20 protein-coding genes are annotated in these 19,957 nt (G+C 72.0%); 10 read left to right on the forward strand and 10 right to left on the reverse strand.

Annotated features, from left to right (window positions below):
* Positions 1–63 precede the first annotated feature (63 nt).
* Together DEI88_RS14270 and DEI88_RS14275 are read left to right on the forward strand one after the other, a co-directional pair.
* Positions 64–1,347, forward strand: coding sequence for a DUF4032 domain-containing protein (locus DEI88_RS14270; RefSeq protein ID WP_111010515.1), 1,284 nt, complete (start codon positions 64–66; stop codon positions 1,345–1,347).
* A gap of 63 nt (positions 1,348–1,410) precedes the next feature.
* A complete protein-coding gene (locus DEI88_RS14275) occupies positions 1,411–2,253 on the forward strand; it encodes a potassium channel family protein (RefSeq protein ID WP_258374990.1) in 843 nt (280 codons plus the stop codon).
* A 15-nt stretch (positions 2,254–2,268) separates the two neighbouring features.
* On the opposite strand, the gene rlmB is transcribed toward DEI88_RS14275, so the two are convergent.
* From rlmB to DEI88_RS14295, 4 genes are all read right to left on the reverse strand, one after another.
* Positions 2,269–3,282, reverse strand: coding sequence for a 23S rRNA (guanosine(2251)-2'-O)-methyltransferase RlmB (gene rlmB / locus DEI88_RS14280; protein WP_111013088.1), 1,014 nt, complete (start codon positions 3,280–3,282; stop codon positions 2,269–2,271).
* The gene (gene cysS, locus DEI88_RS14285; protein ID WP_111071809.1) at positions 3,279–4,694 is read right to left on the reverse strand and encodes a cysteine--tRNA ligase; all 1,416 of its coding nucleotides are present in this window, start codon (positions 4,692–4,694) and stop codon (positions 3,279–3,281) included. Before cysS ends, rlmB begins: the two co-directional genes overlap by 4 nt.
* A gap of 35 nt (positions 4,695–4,729) precedes the next feature.
* Positions 4,730–5,986, reverse strand: a complete 1,257-nt coding sequence (gene ispD, locus DEI88_RS14290) for a 2-C-methyl-D-erythritol 4-phosphate cytidylyltransferase (RefSeq protein WP_258375022.1) — start codon at positions 5,984–5,986, stop codon at positions 4,730–4,732.
* A 64-nt stretch (positions 5,987–6,050) separates the two neighbouring features.
* On the reverse strand, positions 6,051–6,533 hold the full coding sequence (locus DEI88_RS14295; protein WP_111010518.1) for a CarD family transcriptional regulator: 483 nt from the start codon (positions 6,531–6,533) through the stop codon (positions 6,051–6,053).
* 241 nt (positions 6,534–6,774) lie between these two features.
* On the opposite strand from DEI88_RS14295, the gene DEI88_RS14300 reads away from it, so the two are divergent.
* The gene (locus tag DEI88_RS14300) at positions 6,775–7,311 is read left to right on the forward strand and encodes a hypothetical protein (protein WP_146246054.1); all 537 of its coding nucleotides are present in this window, start codon (positions 6,775–6,777) and stop codon (positions 7,309–7,311) included.
* A 259-nt stretch (positions 7,312–7,570) separates the two neighbouring features.
* Here DEI88_RS14300 and DEI88_RS14305 read toward each other — a convergent pair whose 3' ends face one another.
* Together DEI88_RS14305 and DEI88_RS14310 are read right to left on the reverse strand one after the other, a co-directional pair.
* The gene (locus DEI88_RS14305) at positions 7,571–8,251 is read right to left on the reverse strand and encodes a response regulator (protein WP_111049103.1); all 681 of its coding nucleotides are present in this window, start codon (positions 8,249–8,251) and stop codon (positions 7,571–7,573) included.
* Entirely contained in the window at positions 8,248–9,411 is a 1,164-nt protein-coding gene (locus tag DEI88_RS14310) for a sensor histidine kinase (protein ID WP_111013085.1), read from the reverse strand. The genes DEI88_RS14305 and DEI88_RS14310 overlap by 4 nt, the downstream gene beginning before the upstream one ends.
* Before the next feature lie 173 nt (positions 9,412–9,584).
* Here DEI88_RS14310 and phoU point away from each other — a divergent pair, with 173 nt between their 5' ends.
* Together phoU and DEI88_RS14320 are read left to right on the forward strand one after the other, a co-directional pair.
* Positions 9,585–10,241: a phosphate signaling complex protein PhoU gene (phoU, locus tag DEI88_RS14315; RefSeq protein ID WP_111010556.1), complete on the forward strand. Its 657-nt coding sequence runs from the start codon at positions 9,585–9,587 to the stop codon at positions 10,239–10,241.
* Positions 10,242–10,289: 48 nt separating this feature from the next.
* Positions 10,290–10,832 carry a P-loop nucleotide/nucleoside kinase family protein gene (locus DEI88_RS14320; protein WP_220038135.1) on the forward strand — a complete coding sequence of 181 codons (543 nt, stop codon included), beginning with the start codon at positions 10,290–10,292 and terminating at the stop codon, positions 10,830–10,832.
* 140 nt (positions 10,833–10,972) lie between these two features.
* On the opposite strand, the gene DEI88_RS14325 is transcribed toward DEI88_RS14320, so the two are convergent.
* The gene (locus DEI88_RS14325) at positions 10,973–11,716 is read right to left on the reverse strand and encodes a phosphoglyceromutase (protein WP_111013084.1); all 744 of its coding nucleotides are present in this window, start codon (positions 11,714–11,716) and stop codon (positions 10,973–10,975) included.
* Positions 11,717–11,783: 67 nt separating this feature from the next.
* Here DEI88_RS14325 and DEI88_RS14330 point away from each other — a divergent pair, with 67 nt between their 5' ends.
* Positions 11,784–12,557: a class I SAM-dependent methyltransferase gene (locus DEI88_RS14330; protein WP_111036655.1), complete on the forward strand. Its 774-nt coding sequence runs from the start codon at positions 11,784–11,786 to the stop codon at positions 12,555–12,557.
* 104 nt (positions 12,558–12,661) lie between these two features.
* Here DEI88_RS14330 and ygfZ read toward each other — a convergent pair whose 3' ends face one another.
* From ygfZ to DEI88_RS14345, 3 genes are all read right to left on the reverse strand, one after another.
* On the reverse strand, positions 12,662–13,786 hold the full coding sequence (ygfZ, locus tag DEI88_RS14335) for a CAF17-like 4Fe-4S cluster assembly/insertion protein YgfZ (RefSeq protein WP_111071811.1): 1,125 nt from the start codon (positions 13,784–13,786) through the stop codon (positions 12,662–12,664).
* Between the two features lie 2 nt (positions 13,787–13,788).
* Positions 13,789–14,385 carry a heme-binding beta-barrel domain-containing protein gene (locus tag DEI88_RS14340; protein WP_111010525.1) on the reverse strand — a complete coding sequence of 199 codons (597 nt, stop codon included), beginning with the start codon at positions 14,383–14,385 and terminating at the stop codon, positions 13,789–13,791.
* Between the two features lie 247 nt (positions 14,386–14,632).
* A complete protein-coding gene (locus DEI88_RS14345) occupies positions 14,633–14,908 on the reverse strand; it encodes a hypothetical protein (RefSeq protein ID WP_111010526.1) in 276 nt (91 codons plus the stop codon).
* 139 nt (positions 14,909–15,047) lie between these two features.
* Between DEI88_RS14345 and DEI88_RS14350 the strand changes: the two genes are divergently transcribed.
* From DEI88_RS14350 to DEI88_RS14365, 4 genes are all read left to right on the forward strand, one after another.
* Positions 15,048–15,737 (forward strand): winged helix-turn-helix domain-containing protein, encoded by a 690-nt coding sequence (locus DEI88_RS14350; protein ID WP_181434755.1) that lies wholly within the window; start codon positions 15,048–15,050, stop codon positions 15,735–15,737.
* The gene (gene mshD / locus DEI88_RS14355) at positions 15,730–16,605 is read left to right on the forward strand and encodes a mycothiol synthase (protein ID WP_111071812.1); all 876 of its coding nucleotides are present in this window, start codon (positions 15,730–15,732) and stop codon (positions 16,603–16,605) included. The genes DEI88_RS14350 and mshD overlap by 8 nt, the downstream gene beginning before the upstream one ends.
* Positions 16,606–16,696: 91 nt before the next feature.
* Positions 16,697–18,862, forward strand: a complete 2,166-nt coding sequence (locus DEI88_RS14360; protein WP_111071813.1) for an RNA degradosome polyphosphate kinase — start codon at positions 16,697–16,699, stop codon at positions 18,860–18,862.
* A complete protein-coding gene (locus tag DEI88_RS14365; protein ID WP_111071814.1) occupies positions 18,859–19,809 on the forward strand; it encodes an NUDIX hydrolase in 951 nt (316 codons plus the stop codon). The genes DEI88_RS14360 and DEI88_RS14365 overlap by 4 nt, the downstream gene beginning before the upstream one ends.
* Positions 19,810–19,957: the final 148 nt, after the last annotated feature.

Consider the following 19,957-nt stretch of genomic DNA (forward strand, 5'->3'; position numbering starts at 1 on the left):
AGGCTCCCGGCGTTCGGCCAGACCGTACCGTCCGCACCCTGCACCACCGAAAGCGACCCCCTCGTGCCCGACTCGATGTCCATCACCGCCGCCACCGTCGACCCTGGCCTGCTCGACCTGCCGTGGGACCTCCCGCTCGACGCCTGGCCCGACGACACGATCGCCGCGCTGCCGAAGGGCATCTCGCGACACCTCGTGCGGTTCGTGCACCTCAGCGGCTACGTCGTGGCGGTCAAGGAGACGAGCGAGGAGCTCGCCCGCAGTGAGTACGACATGCTCCGGACGCTCCAGCGCATGGACGTCCCGTGCGTGGACCCGGTCGCCGTCATCACGAACCGCGTGGGACGCGACGGGGAGGCCCTGCAGCCGGTCCTCGTGACCCGGCACCTCCGGTTCTCGCTCCCGTACCGCGCGCTCTACTCGCAGACGCTGCGGCCGGACACCGCGACGCGCCTCGTCGACGCCCTGGCGGTCCTCCTGGTGCGGCTGCACATCATCGGTTTCTTCTGGGGCGACGTGTCGCTCTCGAACACCCTCTTCCGCCGCGACGCCGGTGCGTTCGCCGCGTACCTCGTCGACGCCGAGACGGGCAAGCTCTACCCCGGCGGCCTGTCGAACGGGCAGCGTGAGAACGACCTCGAGATCGCGCGCGTCAACATCGCCGGCGAGCTCCTCGACCTGGAGGCCGGCGGTCGCCTCGACGAGAACGCGGACCCGGTCACGGTGTCCGACGGCATCGTGGCCCAGTACCGGACGCTGTGGAAGGAACTGACCGGGTCCGAGGAGTTCGACGCCTCGGAGCGCTGGCGCATCAACAGCCGGGTCGAGCGCCTCAACGACCTCGGGTTCGACATCGAGGAACTCGCGATCCGCACGACCGAGGGCGGCCAGCAGGTCCGTATCCAGCCGAAGGTCGTGGACGCGGGCCACCACCAGCGGCGACTGCTCCGGCTCACCGGCATCGACGCCGGCGAGAACCAGGCACGGCGGCTCCTCAACGACCTCGACGCCTACCGTGCCCGCAACGGCCGCGACGAACTCGACGAGGAGATGGTCGCGCACGAGTGGGTGTCCCGCGTCTTCGAACCCGTGGTCCGGGCGATCCCCCGGGAGCTCCGCGGACGGCTCGAACCCGCCGAGGTGTTCCACGAGCTCCTCGAGCACCGCTGGTACATGGCGCAGCAGGAGCAGCGGTCGGTGTCGCTGCCCGAGGCCACCACGGCCTACATGAACGACGTGCTGCGGCACCGCCGCGACGAGCGCATGCTCATCGACCCGCCGACGAACTCGATCGCGCTGCCCCTCGAGGACGAGGACGAGGACGAGGACTGGCGGGCGAACGTCTGAGGGCTGCGGTGCACCGGTGACGACACGGCTCGTGGGCGTCGACACCGACGATACGGTCGGACCGTGACGTCCGAGGAACAGCGCGTGTGGGACCAGGCCCGCTGGCAGCGCATGAGCCAGTGGCCGCTCACGGTCGCCGCCGTGGCGTTCCTCGTGGCGTTCGCCGTCCAGGTGCTCGCGGACCTGCACGGCGCAGCCGCCCTGCCGTCGGATCTCGTCATCAACGCCACCTGGGTGATGTTCGCGGTCGACTACGTCGTCATGCTCGTCCTCGCGGAGCACCGCGGCCGGTGGTTCCGCCACCACCTGCTCGACCTCGCGGCGATCGCCCTCCCGACGCTCCGCCCGCTGCGGCTCCTCCGCCTCGTGCAGCTGTTCCGGGTCCTGCAACGCACCACCGGCACGGCGGTCCGGGGCCGCGTCATCATCTACGTGACGGTGACGACCGCGCTGCTCGTGTTCGTCGCGGCACTGGCGATGCTCGACGTCGAGCGCCACGCCCCGCACGCGACGATCACGGACTTCGGCGCCGCGATCTGGTGGGCGCTCGTCACGATCACCACGGTGGGCTACGGCGACGTCGTGCCGGTGACGCCCGAGGGCCGGTTGATCGCGGCCGCCGTGATGATCGGCGGCATCGCGCTCATCGGTGTCGTCACGGCGACCCTGGCGAGCTGGATCATCGACCAGGTCGGACGCCGCGACGAGGAGAGCCAGGCGGTGACCCAGCGGCAGGTCCGCGAGCTCGCCGCCGAGATTCGCGCGCTGCGCGCCGAACTCGCGGACGCTCGGACCGCACCGACCGCGGGAGTGGCCTCCGCAGCCCCACCAGCAGCAACGGCACCCGCCGCAGCCGCACCCGCACCGACCCCGCGGACGACGCCTCCGTCAGCGCAGTCCCGGTGACGACGGATCCGAGCGTCAGGCCCGTCGACGGCGGCGGGCGACCTCCCACAGGGTGACGCTCGCGGCGATCCCGGCGTTGAGCGACTCCGTGGCGCTCGAGATCGGGATCGACACGACGGCGTCGCACGTGTCCGTGACGAGCCGCGACAGGCCCTTGCCCTCGCTCCCGACGACGATGACGATCGGCCGGTCGGCGAGTTCGAGTTCGTCGAGCTGCACGTCGCCGTCACCGTCGAGTCCGAGCACGAACAGCCCGCGCTGCTGCAGGGCCTTGAGCGTCTGCGTGAGGTTCGGCGCCATCGCCACGGGGATGCGCGCCGCGGCACCGGCCGAGGTCTTCCACGCCGAGGCCGTGACGCCGACCGAACGGCGCTGCGGCACGATGACACCGTGGCCGCCGAACGCAGCCGTGGAGCGGATGATCGCGCCGAGGTTCCGGGGGTCCGTCACGCCGTCGAGTGCCACGAGCAACGGCACCTGGTCACGACGCTCGGCCGCGTCGACGAGGTCGTCCGCGTGGGCGTACTCGTACGGCGGCACCTTGAGCGCGACGCCCTGGTGCACCGCGTCGTGGCCCGAGATGCGGTCGAGCTCGGGCCGCATGACCTCGAGCACCGGCACACCGCGGTGCGTCGCGAGCGCCAGGATCTCCTTGACGCGGTCGTCGACCTCGATCCGGGCGGCGACGTAGAGCGTGCTCGCCGGGATCCGCGCGCGGAGCGCCTCGAGCACGGAGTTGCGCCCCGTCACGAGCTCCGACTCGTCACCCGACCGCCGCGGTGCCGGCCGGGAGGCGCGGGGCTGCGGCGCGCTCGACGCACCGTGCCGCTGACGGGCGGTCTCGAGCCGTTCCTGCGCGGCCTTGCGCTTGCCCGCGGGGTGGTACGGCCGGTCCTCGGCCTTCGGGGTGGGGCCACGCCCCTCGAGCGCCTGGCGCCCCTGCCCGCCCGAACCGACCTGCTTGTTGCCGGTGCGGCCGGAGCGGACGGCGCCCGGACGGCCCTTGCGCTTGCCGGAGGTGTTCTTCACGCGATGCTCCAATGGGTTCCGGAGGGGGTGTCCTCGATCGTGATGCCGGCGGCGGCGAGGTCGTCGCGCACGCGGTCCGCCGTGGCGAAGTCGCGGGCGGCACGGGCAGCGGTGCGCTCGGCGACGAGCCGCTCGACGAGTTGGGCGAGCGGACCGGCGGCGCGGTCCGAGGCCTCGGGGCCGGCGGACCAGGTGTCGGCGAGCGGGTCGATCCCGAGCACCTCGACCATGGCCGTGACCTGCTGGTGGGCGGCGCCGAGCGCGGCGATGTCGTCGGCGTCGAGCGCGGCGTTGCCGGCCCGGACCGTCTCGTGGAGCACCGCGAGGGCCTGCGGAACGGCAAGGTCGTCGTCCATCGCTGCGGCGAACGCGTCGGGGACGACGGCGGCCACGCGCACGGGCTCGTCCACGAGGCGCCGGCGGGCACGCGACAGGAACCCGGCGATGCGCTCGAACGCCGCCTCGGCCTCGGCGAGGGAGCCCTCGTGGTGGTCAATCGTCGAGCGGTAGTGCGCCGACGCCAGGAAGTACCGCACCACGACGGGGCGCGCGGCCGCGAGGAAGTCCACCGCGAAGATCGAGTTGCCGAGCGACTTCGACATCTTCTGGCCGTCGACCGTGACGAGGCCGTTGTGCAGCCAGTGGGTGGCGAAGGCGTCACCGGCCGCCGTCGACTGCGCGAGCTCGTTCTCGTGGTGCGGGAAGCGCAGGTCGAGGCCGCCCCCGTGGATGTCGAATGCCGCACCCAGGTACCGCCGGGACATCGCGGAGCACTCGATGTGCCAACCCGGTCGCCCCGCACCCCACGGGGACGGCCAGGACGCGGATGCGGGCTCCCCCGCCTTCGTGCCCTTCCAGAGGGCGAAGTCACGCGGGTCGCGCTTGCCCCGGGGATCGGCATCGGTGGCGTCCACCATGTCGTCGCGACGCTGGTGCGTCAGCGCTCCGTAGTCCGGCCAGCTCGCCGTGTCGAAGTAGACGTCGCCCGAGTCGTCCGCCGCGGGGTAGGCGTGCCCGCGCTCGACCAGGCGCGTGATGATCGCCTGCATCTCGGACACGCTCGCGGTGGCCCGCGGTTCGTAGGTCGGGGGGAGGATCCCGAGCGCCCGGTAGCCGGCCGCGAACTCGAGCTCGAACCGGTAGGCGCGGGCCCACCACTCCTCGCCGGAGCCGGCCGCGAGGTCGAGGATCTTGTCGTCGATGTCCGTGACGTTCCGGACGAGCGTGACCTCGTACCCACGGTGCACGAGCCACCGCCGCCAGAGGTCGTAGACCAGCGCCGAACGGAGGTGCCCGATGTGCGGGGAGGACTGCACCGTCGGACCGCAGACGTACATGCCCACGTGGCCGTCGGTCAGCGGCGTGAAGGGGACGACCTCCCCCACGCGGGAGTCGTACAGGCGAACGGTCACGGCCTCAAGACTATGGGGTCGTCCGTCCGCGTGACTCAGTCGGCGGCCGCCGTGTGGACGGTGTCGGCACCCGTCGCCCTGTGCACGAGCGCCGTGGCGATGGCGGCGATCCCCTCGCCCCGGCCCGTGAACCCGAGGCCGTCGGTGGTCGTCCCGGACACCGCGACCGGCACACCGACGACCGCCGCGAGTGCGTCCTGCATCTCCTCGCGCCGGGCACCGATCCGCGGCCGGTTCCCGATGACCTGCACGCTGACGCTCGTCGGCACCCAACCGGCCTCGGCCAGGAGCGCCACCGTCCCCTGCAGGAACACGGTCCCCGACGCGCCGGCGTAGCGGGGATCGTCGGTCCCGAACCGACCGCCGATGTCCCCGAGCCCGGCGGCGGACAACAGGGCGTCGCACACCGCGTGCGCCACGGCGTCCCCGTCACTGTGGCCCGCGAGCCCGGGCTCATCCGGGAACGCGAGCAACCCGACCCGGCACGGCACCGCGGCGTCGAACGCGTGGACGTCGACACCCAGCCCGACGCGCGCCGCCACCGGCACCCCGGCCGGGAGGCCCGGACCAGGCGAATCCGACGGCCGCCGGTCCGCCCCGCGGTCGGCGACCACGGCCTCCGCGCGACGGAGGTCCCAGGCGGTCGTGATCTTGAAGGCGTCCGCGTCACCCGCCACCACGTGCACCACGCCGCCCGCGGCCTGGAACACCCCGGCGTCGTCGGTCTCGGAGCGGGCGGCGGACGCGTACGCGGCCCGGAGTGCTTCGAGCGGGAACCCCTGGGGCGTCTGCACACCGACGAGTGCGGCTCGGTCCACGGTCTCGACGACGACGGCGCCGTCATCGGGACCGAGGACGTCGACGCGCTTCACGGTGTCCGTCACCGGGAGCGCCGGGACGACCCCCGCGCCCGTGGTCCGCACGGCCTGGAACACCCGCTCGACCTGGTCGGCCGGGGTGAGGCACCGGGCGGCGTCGTGGACGAGCACCGAGGCGACGGAGTCCGGCAGGGCTGCCAGGCCGGCCTCGACGGACGCGTGGCGATCGGGGCCTCCCGGCACGACCGCCGTGTGGCCGACCGCCGGTCCGGCGACGTCGGCGACGAGGGCACGGCACTCGTCGAGCCGCTCGACGGGAGCGACGACCACGACGAACGTGGGCTCGGCGAGCGTGAACAGCGGTTCGAGCGCCCGCTCGAGCATCCGACGGCCGGCGACCGGCACGAACGCCTTCGGGACGCCGAACCCGAGCCGGGTCCCCGAACCCGCCGCGACCACGACGACCGCGCGCACGGCGACGGCGCCGACGTCATGGGACGTCGGCGCCGTCGTGGGTGACCGGTGGGTCACGGATGCGTCAGGAGGCGAGGACCTCGTCGAGGACGGTCGAGGCCTGGTCCTCGTCGGTCTTCTCGGCGAGGGCGAGCTCGGAGATCAGGATCTGACGGGCCTTGGCGAGCATGCGCTTCTCGCCGGCGGAGAGACCGCGGTCCTGGTCGCGGCGCCAGAGGTCGCGGACGACCTCGGAGACCTTGATGACGTCACCCGAGGCGAGCTTCTCGAGGTTCGCCTTGTACCGGCGCGACCAGTTCGTCGGCTCCTCGGTGAACGGGGCGCGCAGGACCTCGAACACGCGGTCCAGGCCCTCTTTGCCGATGACGTCACGGACACCGACGAGGTCGACGTTGTCCGCCGGCACCTCGATCGTCAGGTCACCCTGGGTGACACGCAGCTTGAGGTAGACCTTCTCCTCGCCCTTGATGATCCGCGTCTTGACTTCAGAGATGGTTGCCGCCCCGTGGTGGGGGTAGACGACGGTTTCGCCGACCTCGAATTGCATGTGTTGAGCTCCGTTCCGAGACCTTCAGTTTACCACAAGCATTTGTCGAGTAATGGGCGGCCGGTGGGGCTGCACGGGCAGTGCCCCCGCCCATCGCTAGGATGGGGCGGGTCGCCGTGGGCCCGCTGCGATCCGGTGTCGCGCGGGTCGCTGACAGCGGCCCCAGCCGCACCGCGCCAAGCTCGGATGCGTCCATGACGGCTGTCCCACCGGTCAAGCATCGTGACTCCTGGAGGAAAGTGTGAGAGCTCGGGTTCTCGTGTCCATCGCCGTGGCGGCGTCCATCGCCGTCGGGACCGCCGGCTGCGAGTTCCTCACCGAGGCCGGCACCACCAAGGGGTACAACGCGAGTGACGGCGTGAGCACCTCCGTCGGTGCCGTCGACGTGCGCAACGCCCTCCTCCTCACCAAGAACGGCAAGCGGGCGCGGCTCGTCGCGTCGCTCGTGAACAACGCGGACAGCAAGCGCACCGTGACGATCGAGCCGAAGGACCACGCGGGGCAGTCCGTGACCGTCGTCATCCCGGGCAACTCCTCGGTGGACCTCGGCAGCACGAGCCCCACCGCGCAGGAGGTCGTGTTCCCGAAGCTCGACTCGAAGGCCGGCTCGCTGGCCCGCGTCTACTTCACCTACTCCGGCGCCTCGGGCAAGTCGATCTCGGTCCCCGTGCTGAACGGCGCGATGGAGGAGTACAGCACGCTCCTGCCCACCCCGCAGCAGTCGCAGACCCCCACCCTCACGCCGACGCCGACCTCGACGGCCACGCCGGTCGGCTGACGGTCCGACGTCCCGCAGCACCGACGGCGCCTCCGACCTCCGGGTCGGGGGCGCCGCGTCGTCCGCCCCGCCGAACGGGGATCGGATCGGACCGGCCGCCGCGGACGCAGCGCCGCGCAGGCAGCGCCGCGCAGGCAGCGCCGCGCAGGCAGCGCCGCGCAGGCAGCGCCGCGGACGCAGCGCCGGGCAGGCGGGGCCGCGCGCGGCCGGGAGGCGCGGGTCGGGCCCGCACCGTCCCTCCCGGCCGGCGACCGGCGGATCAGGCCTCGATGCGGTAGCCGAGCCCGCGCACGGTGACGAGCACCTCGGGCACGGACGGCGTCCGCTCGATCTTCGAGCGGATCCGCTTGATGTGCACGTCGAGGGTCTTCGTGTCCCCGAAGTAGTCGGACCCCCACACGCGGTCGATGAGCTGACCGCGGGTCAGGACGCGCCCGGCGTTCCGGAGGAGCAGCTCGAGGAGCTCGAACTCCTTGAGCGGCATCGGCGTCTCGGCGCCGTCCACGGTGACCGTGTGCCGCTCGACGTCCATCCGGATGGCGCCCACCTGCAGCACGCCGCTGTCCGCCTGGTCGTCGTCGACGCGGCGCCGGAGCACCGCGCGGATCCGGGCCAGGAGCTCGCGGGTCGAGTACGGCTTCGTGACGTAGTCGTCCGCACCGAGCTCGAGGCCCACGACGACGTCCACCTCGGAGTCCTTCGCCGTGAGCATGATGATCGGCACGTTCGACCGCGTCCGGATCTGTCGGCAGACCTCGGTGCCGGGCAGCCCCGGGAGCATGAGGTCGAGGAGCACGAGGTCCGGCGTCACGGCGTCGAACTGCGCGAGTGCGGCGAGGCCGTCGGCGGCCACGGTGGTCTCGTAGCCCTCGCGCTGCAGCAGGAAGCTCAGGGGGTCGCTCAGGGCGGGTTCGTCGTCGACGATGAGGATGTGGGTCACGATTGCTGCTCTTCCAGGTGCTCTTCGAGGGCTGATGTGAGTTCGGGGTCGGCTTCCGGGATCCGGATGGTGAACGTCGATCCGCGGCCGGGCTGGGACCAGACGCGGACGTCGCCGCCGTGGTTCGCGACGATGTGCTTGACGATCGCGAGCCCGAGGCCCGTGCCGCCGGTCGCCCGGGACCGCGCAGGATCGACCCGGTAGAACCGCTCGAACACGCGGTCCAGGTCGACCTCCGGGATCCCGACCCCCTGGTCGGTGACGGTGATCTCGACGAAGCCGTCCGCCCGCCGCACGCCGAGTCCGACGCGGGTGTGGTCCGGTGAGTACTTGACCGCGTTCGCGACGAGGTTCGAGACCGCGACCTGGAGCAGCGCCGCGTCGCCCATGACCCGGAGCTTCGACTTCTTGGCGCGGACGATCTGGATGTCGCGGCTCGCGGCGACGACCGAGTTCGCGTCGATCGCCGCCTGCACGATGCCGTCCACGGCGACCTCCTCGCTCGTCTCGACGACGTCGAGCGACTGCAGCCGGGACAGCTCGATGATGTCCTTCGTCAGTGCGCCGAGCCGCTCGGACTCGGTCACGAGCTGGGCGGCGAACCGGCGGACGTGCTCCGGGTCGTCCGCCGCCGCGACGAGGGTCTCGGCGAGCAGGCCGATCGCACCGATCGGGGTCTTGAGCTCGTGGGAGATGTTCGCGACGAAGTCACGACGGACCTCGTCGATCCGTCGACTCTCGGTGAGGTCGTCGGCGGTGAGCAGCACGTACCGGTTCCCGAGCAACGCCGCCCGGAACCCGAGGTACCCGACCGCGTCGCGGCTCCCCCGGGTCAGCTCGAGGTCCTCGGTCGCGTTCTCGCCACTGCGGCGCACCCGGTCCACGAGGTCGACGAGCTCGTCGTGCACGAGCCGCCGCCGCACGACGAGGCCCACGACGAGCGCCTGCGGCGAGGCCGCGACCACCGTGTTCGACGGGTCGACGACCACCGCGGGGTTGTGCATCGTCGCGATCACCGCCGCGACGCCGTCCGGCAGGTGCCGCTCGGCGACGTCGGCCGCCCGGGCGGTCCGCTCCGCCGCGATCACCAACACCACGACGCCCGCACCGAACACACCGCCGAGGAGCATCGACAGTGGCACGAGCCACGCGTTGTCCATGGACGCCAGTGTAAGGACGGACGCGCACCCCTCCAGCCCCGGTCCACGGAGGACCGGGGGTGCCGCGACGACCGTTCAGTCGGCCGTCACCGTCCGTTCACCTGGACGGCCGACACTGTTCGGGCATCCGCCGACGATGCACCAGGTGAGATGTGCCGACGGAAGGGCTCATGATGCGCGAAGTGTTCCAGCAGGAGCTCCAGGACGTCCAGGAGCGGCTCGCCGAGATCGCCGCGCTCGTGGCGACCGCGATCGACCGCGCGACCACGGCGTTCAACGACTCGGACGTCGCGCTCGCCGAGCAGGTGATCGCCGACGACGCGAAGATCGACCACGCCGCCCAGTCGCTCGACGAGCTCGCGATCGACATCCTGGCCCGCCAGGCCCCCGTCGCCCGCGATCTCCGGACCGTCGTCAGCGCGCTCCGCATCAGCGCCTCGCTCGAGCGCATGGGCGACATGGCCGAGCACATCGCGCAGCTCGCCCGCTACCGCTTCCCCGAGAAGGTCGTCCCGAAGAGCCTCCGCTCCACGTTCCGCGACATGGGCGCCCTGGACGTCGCGATGGCCGACAAGCTCGCGCGGCTGCTCCTGACCGAGGACGTCACCCTCGCCGAGGAGATCCGTGACGAGGACGACCGGGTCGACGAGCTGCACGCCAGCGTGTTCGACGCCGTGCTCGGGGAGACCTGGAAGGGCGCGACGATCGACACCGTCGACGCGACCCTCGCCAGCCGGTACCACGAGCGCTTCGCCGACCACGCCGTGTCCATCGCCAAGAAGGTGCAGTACCTGGCGACCGGCGACTGGGTGGGCGCGGCGGCCGAGTAGCCGGACCCGCCGGGCCGACGGCCGACCCGGCTCTGCGAGGATGGTCGTATGGCTGCCGTCGCGATCCTCGTCAACGGACTCCCGGGATCGGGCAAGACCACGCTCGCGGCCGGCCTGGCCGAGGTGCTCGGATGCCCGCTCCTGTCGAAGGACGCCGTCAAGGAACCGCTCGCCGACATCGCGGGCCCGATGATCACGTCGCGAGCACTGGGCGGCGTCGCGATGGACACCGTCTGGGGCATGGCCGCGGCGGTCGAAGCCGGCGTCGTGCTCGACGCGGTGTGGCTCCCGACGCGTGATCGGGAGCACCTCGTGACGGGGCTGGCGCGCGCCGGGTTCCCGCGGTTCGTCGAGGTCTGGTGCGACGTCGACCGGACGGTCGCCGAGGAACGCCTGCGCGACCGGTACGACCCCGGCTCGCCCTTGCGGCACCCCACGCACGGCGATCTGGAGGACGTGCTCGCCTTCTGGGACGAGCACGCGGCCGCCGCGGGGCCGGTCGGGCTCGGGCCGGTCGTGCGGGTCGACACCGGCGCGGCCCTCGACGTCGCGCAACTGGTGCTGGAGATCAGCCGACACTTCGGCGCCTGACGGCCCTGCCTGCGGCCGGCCCGCCCGCCCGGGCACCCGCCCCGTCCGGGCGCCGAGATCGCACAACGCGCCGCTCACCTCTGGAGGTGAGCGGCGCGTTGTGCGATCTCGGCGGGGAGGGGGAAGGCCGGGAGCTGCCCCTACTTCTTGCCCTGAGCGGCGACCGCGGCGGCACCCGCGGCGGCGGCGTCCGGGTCGAGGTACCGGCCGGGACCGGTCGGACGCTGCTCGTCGTCGAGCTCGTACACCAGGGGGATGCCCGTCGGGATGTTGAGGCCGGCGATGTCGGTGTCCGAGATGCCGTCGAGGTGCTTGACCAGCGCCCGGAGCGAGTTGCCGTGTGCGGTGACGAGCACCGTGCGGCCCGCCGCGAGGTCGGGCACGATGTCCGACTGCCAGTACGGCAGCAGGCGGTCGATCACGAGCGCGAGCGACTCCGTCCGCGGCAGGTCGTCGCCGAGGCCCGCGTACCGCCGGTCGTGGGCCTGGGACCACTCGGCGTCGTCGGCGATGGGGGGCGGCGGGACGTCGAACGACCGACGCCACTCCATGAACTGCTCCTCGCCGTACTGCTCGAGCGTCTGCGCCTTGTCCTTGCCCTGCAGGTCGCCGTAGTGCCGCTCGTTGAGACGCCAGTTCCGCTTGACCGGCAGCCACGCGAGGTCGGCTTCGAGCAGGGCGATGTCCGCCGTCTGGATCGCCCGCGTGAGCACCGAGGTGTAGAGGACGTCGGGCACGATCCCCGACTCGGCGATGAGCTGCCCCGCACGCTTCGCCTCTTGCTCGCCGAGCTCACTGAGCCGCACGTCGACCCAACCGGTGAAGAGGTTCTTCTGGTTCCAGTCGCTGTTGCCGTGCCGCAGGAGGACGAGTGTCGAGGTCATGCCCGGAGTCTACCGAGCGGCCCGGAGGCCCGATCGGACGAGCCCGCCCTGGCCCTACCCTGGGTGGATGCCGATCGGGAACGTCACGCGCGGCACCACCGGCACGAACCGGTTGCGGCGCGTGGACCGGTGGATCGCCGCACTCCCGGTGCTGCGCCGCACGGACGATCCGCTCGTGGCCGACCTCGGCTACGGGGCGAGCCCGACGACCACGCTCGAACTCCGGGACCGCCTGGTGCGAGTCCGGCCCGACGTCGAGGTCACCGGGATCGAGATCGAGCCCGAGCGGGTCCGGATCGCCCGGCTCGCCGAACGTGACGGGGTGACGTTCCGGCTCGGCGGGTTCGAGACACCCACGCCCCGGGGTCGTCGCCCCGCCGTCATCCGCGCGTTCAACGTGCTCCGCCAGTACGCCGAGGACGAGGTCCCGGCCGCCTGGGCGCTCATGACCGACCGACTCCAGCCCGACGGGGTCCTGGTCGAGGGCACGTGCAACGAGGTCGGCCGCGTCGCGAGCTGGATCGACGTCACGCGGGGCGGCCCGCAGACCCTCACGGTGTCGCTCCGCCTGGCCGGACTCGAGGCCCCCTCGATCGTGGCCGAACGGCTGCCGAAGGCACTCATCCACCGGAACGTGCCCGGGGAGCGCGTGCACGACTACCTGCGGGACCTCGACCACGCGTGGGCGGTCGCCGCGCCGCTCGGGACCTACGGGCCCCGCCAGCGGTGGATCGCCACCGTCCGGGCGATGCGCGACCGGGGCTGGCCGGTCCTCCACGGCGTCACCCGATGGCGCCTCGGCGAGGTGACCGTGCCGTGGTCGGCGGTCGCGCCGGCGTGAGCGCGGCCGGATCAGCGCGCCGCCGCCGGGCCCTTCGAGCCGCGGCCGACTGAGTGCGCAGCCGCCGACACAGAGACGCCGTCGGACCGACAACGGCACGAGGGTCAGGAGGTCGGGCGACGGACCGCGCCGAGGCGCGGCATCCGGGGCACGTCCGCGGTCGCCCCCGCGCTCGGCGGGACGATCACCTGCTGCGCTGCCGTGACCACGGTGTCCTCGGCGTCCGTGACGAGGACCGCGGTCGGGTCGACCGTGCGCTTGACCACCGCGAGCGCGATCGGACCGAGCTCGTGGTGCGTCGCCACCGCGGTGACCCGGCCGACCTCGGCGTCGTCGGACTGCGCCCGGACCACGGCGCCCGGCGCGGGCAGGACCCCCTGGGAGCCGTCGAGGTGCAGGAGCACGAGGCGGCGCGGCGGATGCCCGAGGTTGTGCACCTTCGCGACGGTCTCCTGCCCGCGGTAGCACCCCTTGTCGAGGTGGACGGCGGAACGCATCCAGTCGAGCTCGTGCGGGATCGTGCGCTCGTCGGCGTCCGCGAGACGCGGGCGCCACGCGGCGATGCGCAGGGCCTCCAGGGCGAGCGTGCCCGCGACGGGCACGTCGGACGCGGCGAGCGCGGCAGCGTCCGCGGGCGTGAGCACGGCGAGACGGAGCGACCAGTCCCGGCCCGGGTGGTCGGACGGGTCGGCGTAGCTCCAGCCGCCGACGGCGATCGCGGCCCAGGGGTCCGTCCAGGTGACGACGGGGGCGACCGCGGCCAGGGGCGCGTCCGCGAAGGCGCCGACGACCCGGTGCTCGGCGGACCGGTCGGCCACGTCGACGCGGAGCATGAACCGCATCGACGTCAGCCACGCCGCGAGTGGTGCGGCGTCGCCGGGGTCGGTCACGAGCCAGGTGGTGGTGCCGTCGTCGACGACGCGCGCCGCGTGCTCGAGCCGTCCGGAGGCATCGAGCACGAGGGTCTCGGTCGGGACGCCCGGAGCGAGGCCGAGCAACAGCTGCGTCGTCATCGAGTTGAGCCACGACAGCCGGTCCGGGCCCGTCACCGTGACGACGCCGTACGTGCCGAGGTCGACCACGGCGCGGCCCCGCTCGAGCAGACGCTGTTCGCCGAGCGGGTTGCCGTAGTGCGCCGCGACACCCGCGCCGTCGTCGATGTACCCGTCCCGCGTCGCGAAGGGGGTGCCCTCCCGGTCCGGCGAGGTGGTGCCGTCGGCGTTCGACATGGTCACTCGACCCGGGCGAGCTGCCCGGAGGCGTGCGAGGTGAGTTCCTGCCCGAGCGCCGCGATGTCCCACGCCCAGAACAGCTTGCCCTCGACGAGGCCGTACATGCGCGTCGCCGCGGAGTACTCCTTGGCGTTCGAGGAGCGCATCACGGCGTCGGTCGACAGATCGATCCGGGGCCCGTGGATGCGCCCGACGTAGAGCTCGTTGACGCCGGTCGGGTGGATGATCGAGGCCTCGATGTCGAAGCCGTCGTCGTTGTTGCGGAGCGCCTCGACACTCCGCGCCGTGGTGAACGGCATCGCGCCCTCGCCGAGGAGCATGGCGGGACCGCGGTCCCCCGGCTCGGACGGACGGTCGAGCCGCCAGTAGCCCATCTCGGCGGTGAGTGGCGTCTGCCGTTCGTCGAGGAGCCAGGCGGACGACGAGTAGTTGAGGTAGGGCAGGCCGTCGTGGCTGAAGCTGACCCGCTGGCCGAACTCGTGCTCACGGACGTCGTCGCCCACGGGGTAGTGCACGACGCCCGTGCCTTCCCACACACCGATGAGCCAGGACAGCGGGACGAGCTCGGCCGGGAGGTTCGATGGGATGTCGATCATCGGGTCAGCGCTGACCCTTGAAGAGCTTGACGAGCACGACGACCGATGTGAACGCGATGGCGAGCGACGCGAGCCCGAGGAGACCCACGTAGAAGAGCTCGAGCGGGAGCAGCGAATCCATGCCCGGAGTCTACGCGGCGGCCCTGACGCTCCCGCGTCCGGCGCGGACGGCGAGCCGCAGGCCGGGCGATCCGTCAGGCCGTCGGCCCCGTCCGGCCGGTGGCGCCCGTGCTGCCCGTCGCGCCCGTCACGCTCGGACGAGCAGCAGGACGGTCCCGACGAGCACCACGACGAACGCCCCGGACGACGCCGCGCTGATGCGGAGCACGAGTCCGTCCTTGGTCTGGGTCGCGAGCTGGAGCACGAAGCCGACGAGCACGCTGCCCACGAGCACGAGGAGCATCCAGGCGAAGGGGTCCTCGTGCGCGAGCAGCAGGACGAGGACGGCCCCGACCACGGCGAGCACCCACACCGGGACGACCGACAGGGTGGTCATGCGGCTCGTCCGTGTCGTGTCGCTCATCGTCACATCATCGCACCGGTGCGGGGCGTGCGGACGGTGCCGGGACCGGGACCGGGACCGCGAGCGGGACCGGGCGCAGGGTCCGTCCGGGGGCGTCACTAGGATGTGGAGGACCGCCCCGACCCGTCCTGGAGGTTCCGTGGCCCAGCTGCTGGTGCTCACCTCGACCGCGCCCGGTGAGGTGCTGCCCGCGCTCGGTCTCCTGAGCCACCGCATCCGACATGTCCCGGCCGAGGCCTCGCAGTTGGTCAACGCGCCGTCGAGCGACCTCATGTTCGTCGACGCCCGGACGGACCTCGTGAGCGCGAAGTCCCTCTGCAAGATCCTCTCGACCACCGGATCGACCACGCCGGTCGTGCTCGTCGTGACCGAGGGTGGACTCACCGCGGTGAACAGCGAGTGGAGCATCGACGACGTCGTGCTCGAGACCGCCGGCCCGGCCGAGGTCGACGCCCGCATCCGCCTCGTCGTGGGCCGGGCCTCCCAGGCGCAGTCCGGGTCGAAGATCCAGGCGTCGGGCGTCGTCATCGACGAGGCGAGCTACTCGGCCAAGGTGCGCGGCCGGCCGCTCGACCTCACCTTCAAGGAGTTCGAGCTCCTCCGCTTCTTCGCGACCCACCCCTCACGGGTGTTCACGCGCGAGCAGCTGCTCAGCGAGGTCTGGGGCTACGACTACTTCGGCGGCACGCGCACGGTCGACGTCCACGTCCGGCGCCTGCGCGCGAAGCTCGGGGACCTCGAGTCGCTCATCGGCACGGTCCGCAACGTCGGCTACCGCTTCAACGTGTACGACGACGACGCCGACCGGTTGGCCGGCGACGGTGTCTGACACCGCAGCGGGTGACCTCGTCCGGGCGCTCGCGGCCGAGGCCGCCGCCCACGGCGAGGCACCGCCGTTCTCCGACCAGACCCTCGTCGACGTCCGCGCCGGACGCGCCCGCGTCCTCAGCGACGACGACGGCCGAGGGGCCGCGGTGCTGCGCGACGGCGAACTCGAACTCGCGGTCGGCCGGGAGGCCCGGGGCCGCGGCATCGGGACCGCGCTCGTCGACCGTGCGCTCGCGGTCCGACCGGCTCCGTCGCTCGCGTGGGCCCACGGCGACGCACCGGCGGCGCAGGCCCTCGCGGCCCGGGCCGGGTGGCACCCCGTCCGCCGGCTGCTCCAGCTGCGCGCCCCACTCACGGAGGGGAGCGCAGGGGCCGGGACCGCAGCGGCGGGCGGAGGCGAGGTCCGCGTCGCGGCCGACCCGGGCCTCCCGGCCGACCAGCACGTCGACGCGTTCCGCCCGGGCATCGACGAGGACGCCTGGCTCGACCTCAACGCCGCCGCGTTCGCGCACCACCCGGAGCAGGGCCGGATGACGCTCGACGACCTCCGCGACCGCGAGCGCGAGCCGTGGTTCGACGCTGCCGACCTGCTCCTCCTCCGACGCGGTGACGACCCCCGGCTCGCCGGCTCCTGCTGGCTCAAGGTCGAGGACGGCATCGGTGAGTTCTACGCCGTGGCCGTGCGCCCGGACCTGCAGGGGCAGGGGATCGGCGGCGTGCTCATGCGCGCGGGGATGGCGCGTCTGCGCGGGCGGGGACTCACCGCGGCGGCGCTCTACGTCGAGGGCGACAACGTCCCGGCGCTCGCGCTCTACCGTCGCACCGGGTTCACCGAGCACGCGGTGGACGTGCAGTACGGGGCGCCCTGACCGACGCCTCCACGTCGTCCGTTCGCCCTGGGTTCTCCACGAGGTCGTCCCACCACCACCGCGTGGGGGACCCGGATGGCAGGATGAGTCCATGGAAACCGAGCCGCAGCTGGACGGCGAATCCGTCACCCCGGATCTCGACGACTTCGACGAGATCGTCCGCGTCGAGCACGAGTCGTTGCCGACGGATCGGTACTTCGACCGCGAGCTCAGCTGGCTCCGGTTCAACCAGCGCGTGCTCGAACTCGGCGAGGACCGCGCGGTTCCCCTGCTCGAGCGTGCGAACTTCCTCGCGATCTTCGCCTCGAACCTCGACGAGTTCTTCATGGTGCGCATCGCGGGGCTCAAGCGCCGCATCGACACCGGCATCGCCGTGCCGACGAACGTGGGCCGCGCCCCGCTCGACGTGCTCGCCGACATCGCCCGCGACGCCCACGAGCTCCAGGACCGCCACGCGCACGCCTTCCGCGACTCGCTCAAGCCCGACCTCGACGCCGCGGGGATCCACGTCGAGAACTGGTCGGACCTGGTCGAGGCCGACCGCGTCCGGATGGACGAGTACTTCACCGACCAGATCTTCCCGGTGCTCATGCCCCTGGCGGTCGACCCGGCCCACCCGTTCCCCTACATCTCGGGGCTCTCCCTCAACCTCGCGGTGCGGGTCCGGAACCCCAAGACGGAGCGACAGGAGTTCGCCCGGCTCAAGGTGCCGCAGAACTTCCCGCGCTTCGTGCAGCTCCCGGACGACGGGTCGGGGCGGCTGCGCTTCATCCCGCTCGAGGACCTCATCGCGAACCACCTGGACGACCTGTTCCCCGGCATGCAGGTGGTCGAGCACCACGTGTTCCGCGTCACCCGCAACGAGGACGTCGAGATCGAGGAGGACGAGGCCGAGAACCTCCTGCAGGCGCTCGAGCGCGAGCTGCTCCGACGCCGGTTCGGGCCGCCGATCCGCCTCGAGATCACCGAGGACATGGACCCGGTGACCCTCGACCTGCTCATCCGCGAGCTCGACGTCACCGAGCAAGAGGTCTTCCGTCTGCCGTCGCCGCTCGACCTCGGCGGGCTGTTCGAGATCGCCAAGATCAACCGCCCGGAGTTGCACTACCCGCGGCACGTGCCCACCACCGCGGTGCAGCTGCAGCCCGACGAGCCGAACATGAAGCCCGACCTGTTCCGTGCGATCGGACGCGAGGACGTCCTCGTCCACCACCCGTACGAGTCCTTCTCCACGAGCGTGCAGGCGTTCCTGCAGCAGGCCGCCGCCGATCCGAACGTCCTGGCCATCAAGCAGACGCTCTACCGGACGTCGGGTGACAGCCCCATCGTCGAGGCCCTGATCGACGCCGCGGAGGCCGGCAAGCAGGTGCTCGCACTCGTCGAGATCAAGGCCCGGTTCGACGAGCAGAACAACATCGGCTGGGCGCGCAAGCTCGAGCGTGCCGGGGTGCACGTCGTCTACGGACTCGTCGGGCTCAAGACACACTGCAAGATCGCCCTGGTGATCCGCCAGGAGAAGAACGGGCTGCGGCACTACACGCACATCGGCACGGGCAACTACAACCCGAAGACGAGCCGTATCTACGAGGACATGGGGCTGTTCACCACCGACGATCAGGTCGGCAAGGACGTCACCCGCCTGTTCAACGAGCTGTCCGGCTACGCGATCGAGAAGAAGTTCAAGCGGCTGCTCGTCGCCCCGCTCCACCTCCGCAAGGGCCTGCTCAAGCGGATCCACACCGAGACGGTGAACGCGCTCGCGGGCAAGGCCTCGGGCATCCGGATCAAGGTGAACTCGATGGTCGACGAGGAGATCATCGACGCCCTGTACCTCGCCAGCCAGGCGGGTGTCCCGATCGACATCTGGGTCCGTGGCATCTGCTCGCTCAAGCCCGCGATGGAGGGCTACAGCGAGACCATCCGCGTGCGCTCCATCGTCGGCCGGTACCTCGAGCACTCGCGGGTCTTCTCGTTCCACAACGACGGCGACCCGGCGGTCTACATCGGCAGTGCCGACATGATGCACCGCAACCTCGACCGCCGCGTCGAGGCCCTCGTCCGACTCACCGCGCCGCGGCACATCGACGAGATGGAGCGGCTGTTCGACCTCGCGATGGCCGACACCACGAGCTCGTGGCACCTCGAGTCCGACGGCGAGTGGACCCGGCACGCGGTGGACGACGACGGCGAACCCCTACTCGACCTGCAGGACAGCCTGATGCGCCAGATCTCAGCGCGGAAGCGTTCCTCCCGATGAGTCAGACGACACCCGACGGCCTCGTGGTCGCCGCCGGTGCCGTGTGCTGGCGACGGCACGAGGGCGGCCCCCAGGTGCTCCTGATCCACCGCGAGCACCACAAGGACGTCTCGTTCCCCAAGGGCAAGGTGGACCCGGGCGAGTCGGTGCCGCATGCAGCGGTCCGCGAGATCCGTGAGGAGACGGGCTACCGCGTGCACCTCGGTGCTCCGATCGGTACGGCCGAGTACGTGCTCCCGAACGGCCGCGACAAGGTCGTCCACTACTGGGTGGCTCAGGTCAAGGACACCGAGATCGAGCGGGCCGGGGCCTTCCACCCGAACGACGAGGTCGCCGCGCTCGAGTGGGTGGACATCGACGCCGCACGGTCGATGCTCACGTACGAGCGCGACATCGCCATCCTCGACCGCTTCGCCGAACGGGCCGCCGTGGGCCAGCACCGGACGTTCGCGATGATCGCCCTCCGGCACGGCAAGACCACGCCGCGGCACCAGTGGAGCGGACCCGACGCCACCCGGCCACTCCTGCCGGTCGGGCGGACGCAGGCCAAGCAGGTCGCGCCGGCGATCGCCGCCTTCGGCCCGCGGAAGATCGTGAGCAGCACGGCCGCGCGATGCCTGGCGACGGTCGAGCCGCTCTCGGCGCGGACGAAGATCGGCGTCACGAGCACCGCCGACATCAGCCAGGACGCCCACGAGCACGGCAAGAGCGACGTGCCGGGGGTCGTGCGCAAACGGCTCCGGAAGGGACGCACCACCGTGCTCTGCTCGCACGGCCCGGTGCTCCCCGACATCATCGCGCACATCGCCGCTGCGACCTCGGGCGAGGACTCGCGCTTCGACCTGCACCGGGCCGCGATGCTCTCGACCGGGGACTTCGCGGTGCTGCACATCGCCGACGACGAGCTCATCGCCGTCGAGACCCACTCGTCCGGCGTCCACGACTGACGCGCCTGCGGTGCCGGAGCGGGCACACACGGATCCACGTATAGCGCGGTCGGCACCGCGCCGCACGATCCCGCGATCCCGTTCCCCGCTCGTTCACCCGTCGTTCACCGAGCGGCGTCGTCCCCGTCACCTCCCTTCCTTACTGTCA

The sequence above is a fragment of the Curtobacterium sp. MCBD17_003 genome, assembly GCF_003234885.2.
In the GTDB taxonomy this organism is placed as follows: domain Bacteria; phylum Actinomycetota; class Actinomycetes; order Actinomycetales; family Microbacteriaceae; genus Curtobacterium.

Excerpts from the sequence above, each read along its gene's own strand:
- DEI88_RS14295 (WP_111010518.1), bottom strand. The coding sequence starts at position 6,533 with ATGCAATTCGAGGTCGGCGAAACCGTCGTCTACCCCCACCACGGGGCG.
- DEI88_RS14310 (WP_111013085.1), bottom strand. The coding sequence starts at position 9,411 with ATGGACAACGCGTGGCTCGTGCCACTGTCGATGCTCCTCGGCGGTGTG.
- phoU (WP_111010556.1), top strand. The coding sequence starts at position 9,585 with ATGCGCGAAGTGTTCCAGCAGGAGCTCCAGGACGTCCAGGAGCGGCTC.
- DEI88_RS14320 (WP_220038135.1), top strand. The coding sequence starts at position 10,290 with ATGGCTGCCGTCGCGATCCTCGTCAACGGACTCCCGGGATCGGGCAAG.
- DEI88_RS14325 (WP_111013084.1), bottom strand. The coding sequence starts at position 11,716 with ATGACCTCGACACTCGTCCTCCTGCGGCACGGCAACAGCGACTGGAAC.
- DEI88_RS14330 (WP_111036655.1), top strand. The coding sequence starts at position 11,784 with ATGCCGATCGGGAACGTCACGCGCGGCACCACCGGCACGAACCGGTTG.
- ygfZ (WP_111071811.1), bottom strand. The coding sequence starts at position 13,786 with ATGTCGAACGCCGACGGCACCACCTCGCCGGACCGGGAGGGCACCCCC.
- DEI88_RS14340 (WP_111010525.1), bottom strand. The coding sequence starts at position 14,385 with ATGATCGACATCCCATCGAACCTCCCGGCCGAGCTCGTCCCGCTGTCC.
- DEI88_RS14345 (WP_111010526.1), bottom strand. The coding sequence starts at position 14,908 with ATGAGCGACACGACACGGACGAGCCGCATGACCACCCTGTCGGTCGTC.
- DEI88_RS14360 (WP_111071813.1), top strand. The coding sequence starts at position 16,697 with ATGGAAACCGAGCCGCAGCTGGACGGCGAATCCGTCACCCCGGATCTC.
- DEI88_RS14365 (WP_111071814.1), top strand. The coding sequence starts at position 18,859 with ATGAGTCAGACGACACCCGACGGCCTCGTGGTCGCCGCCGGTGCCGTG.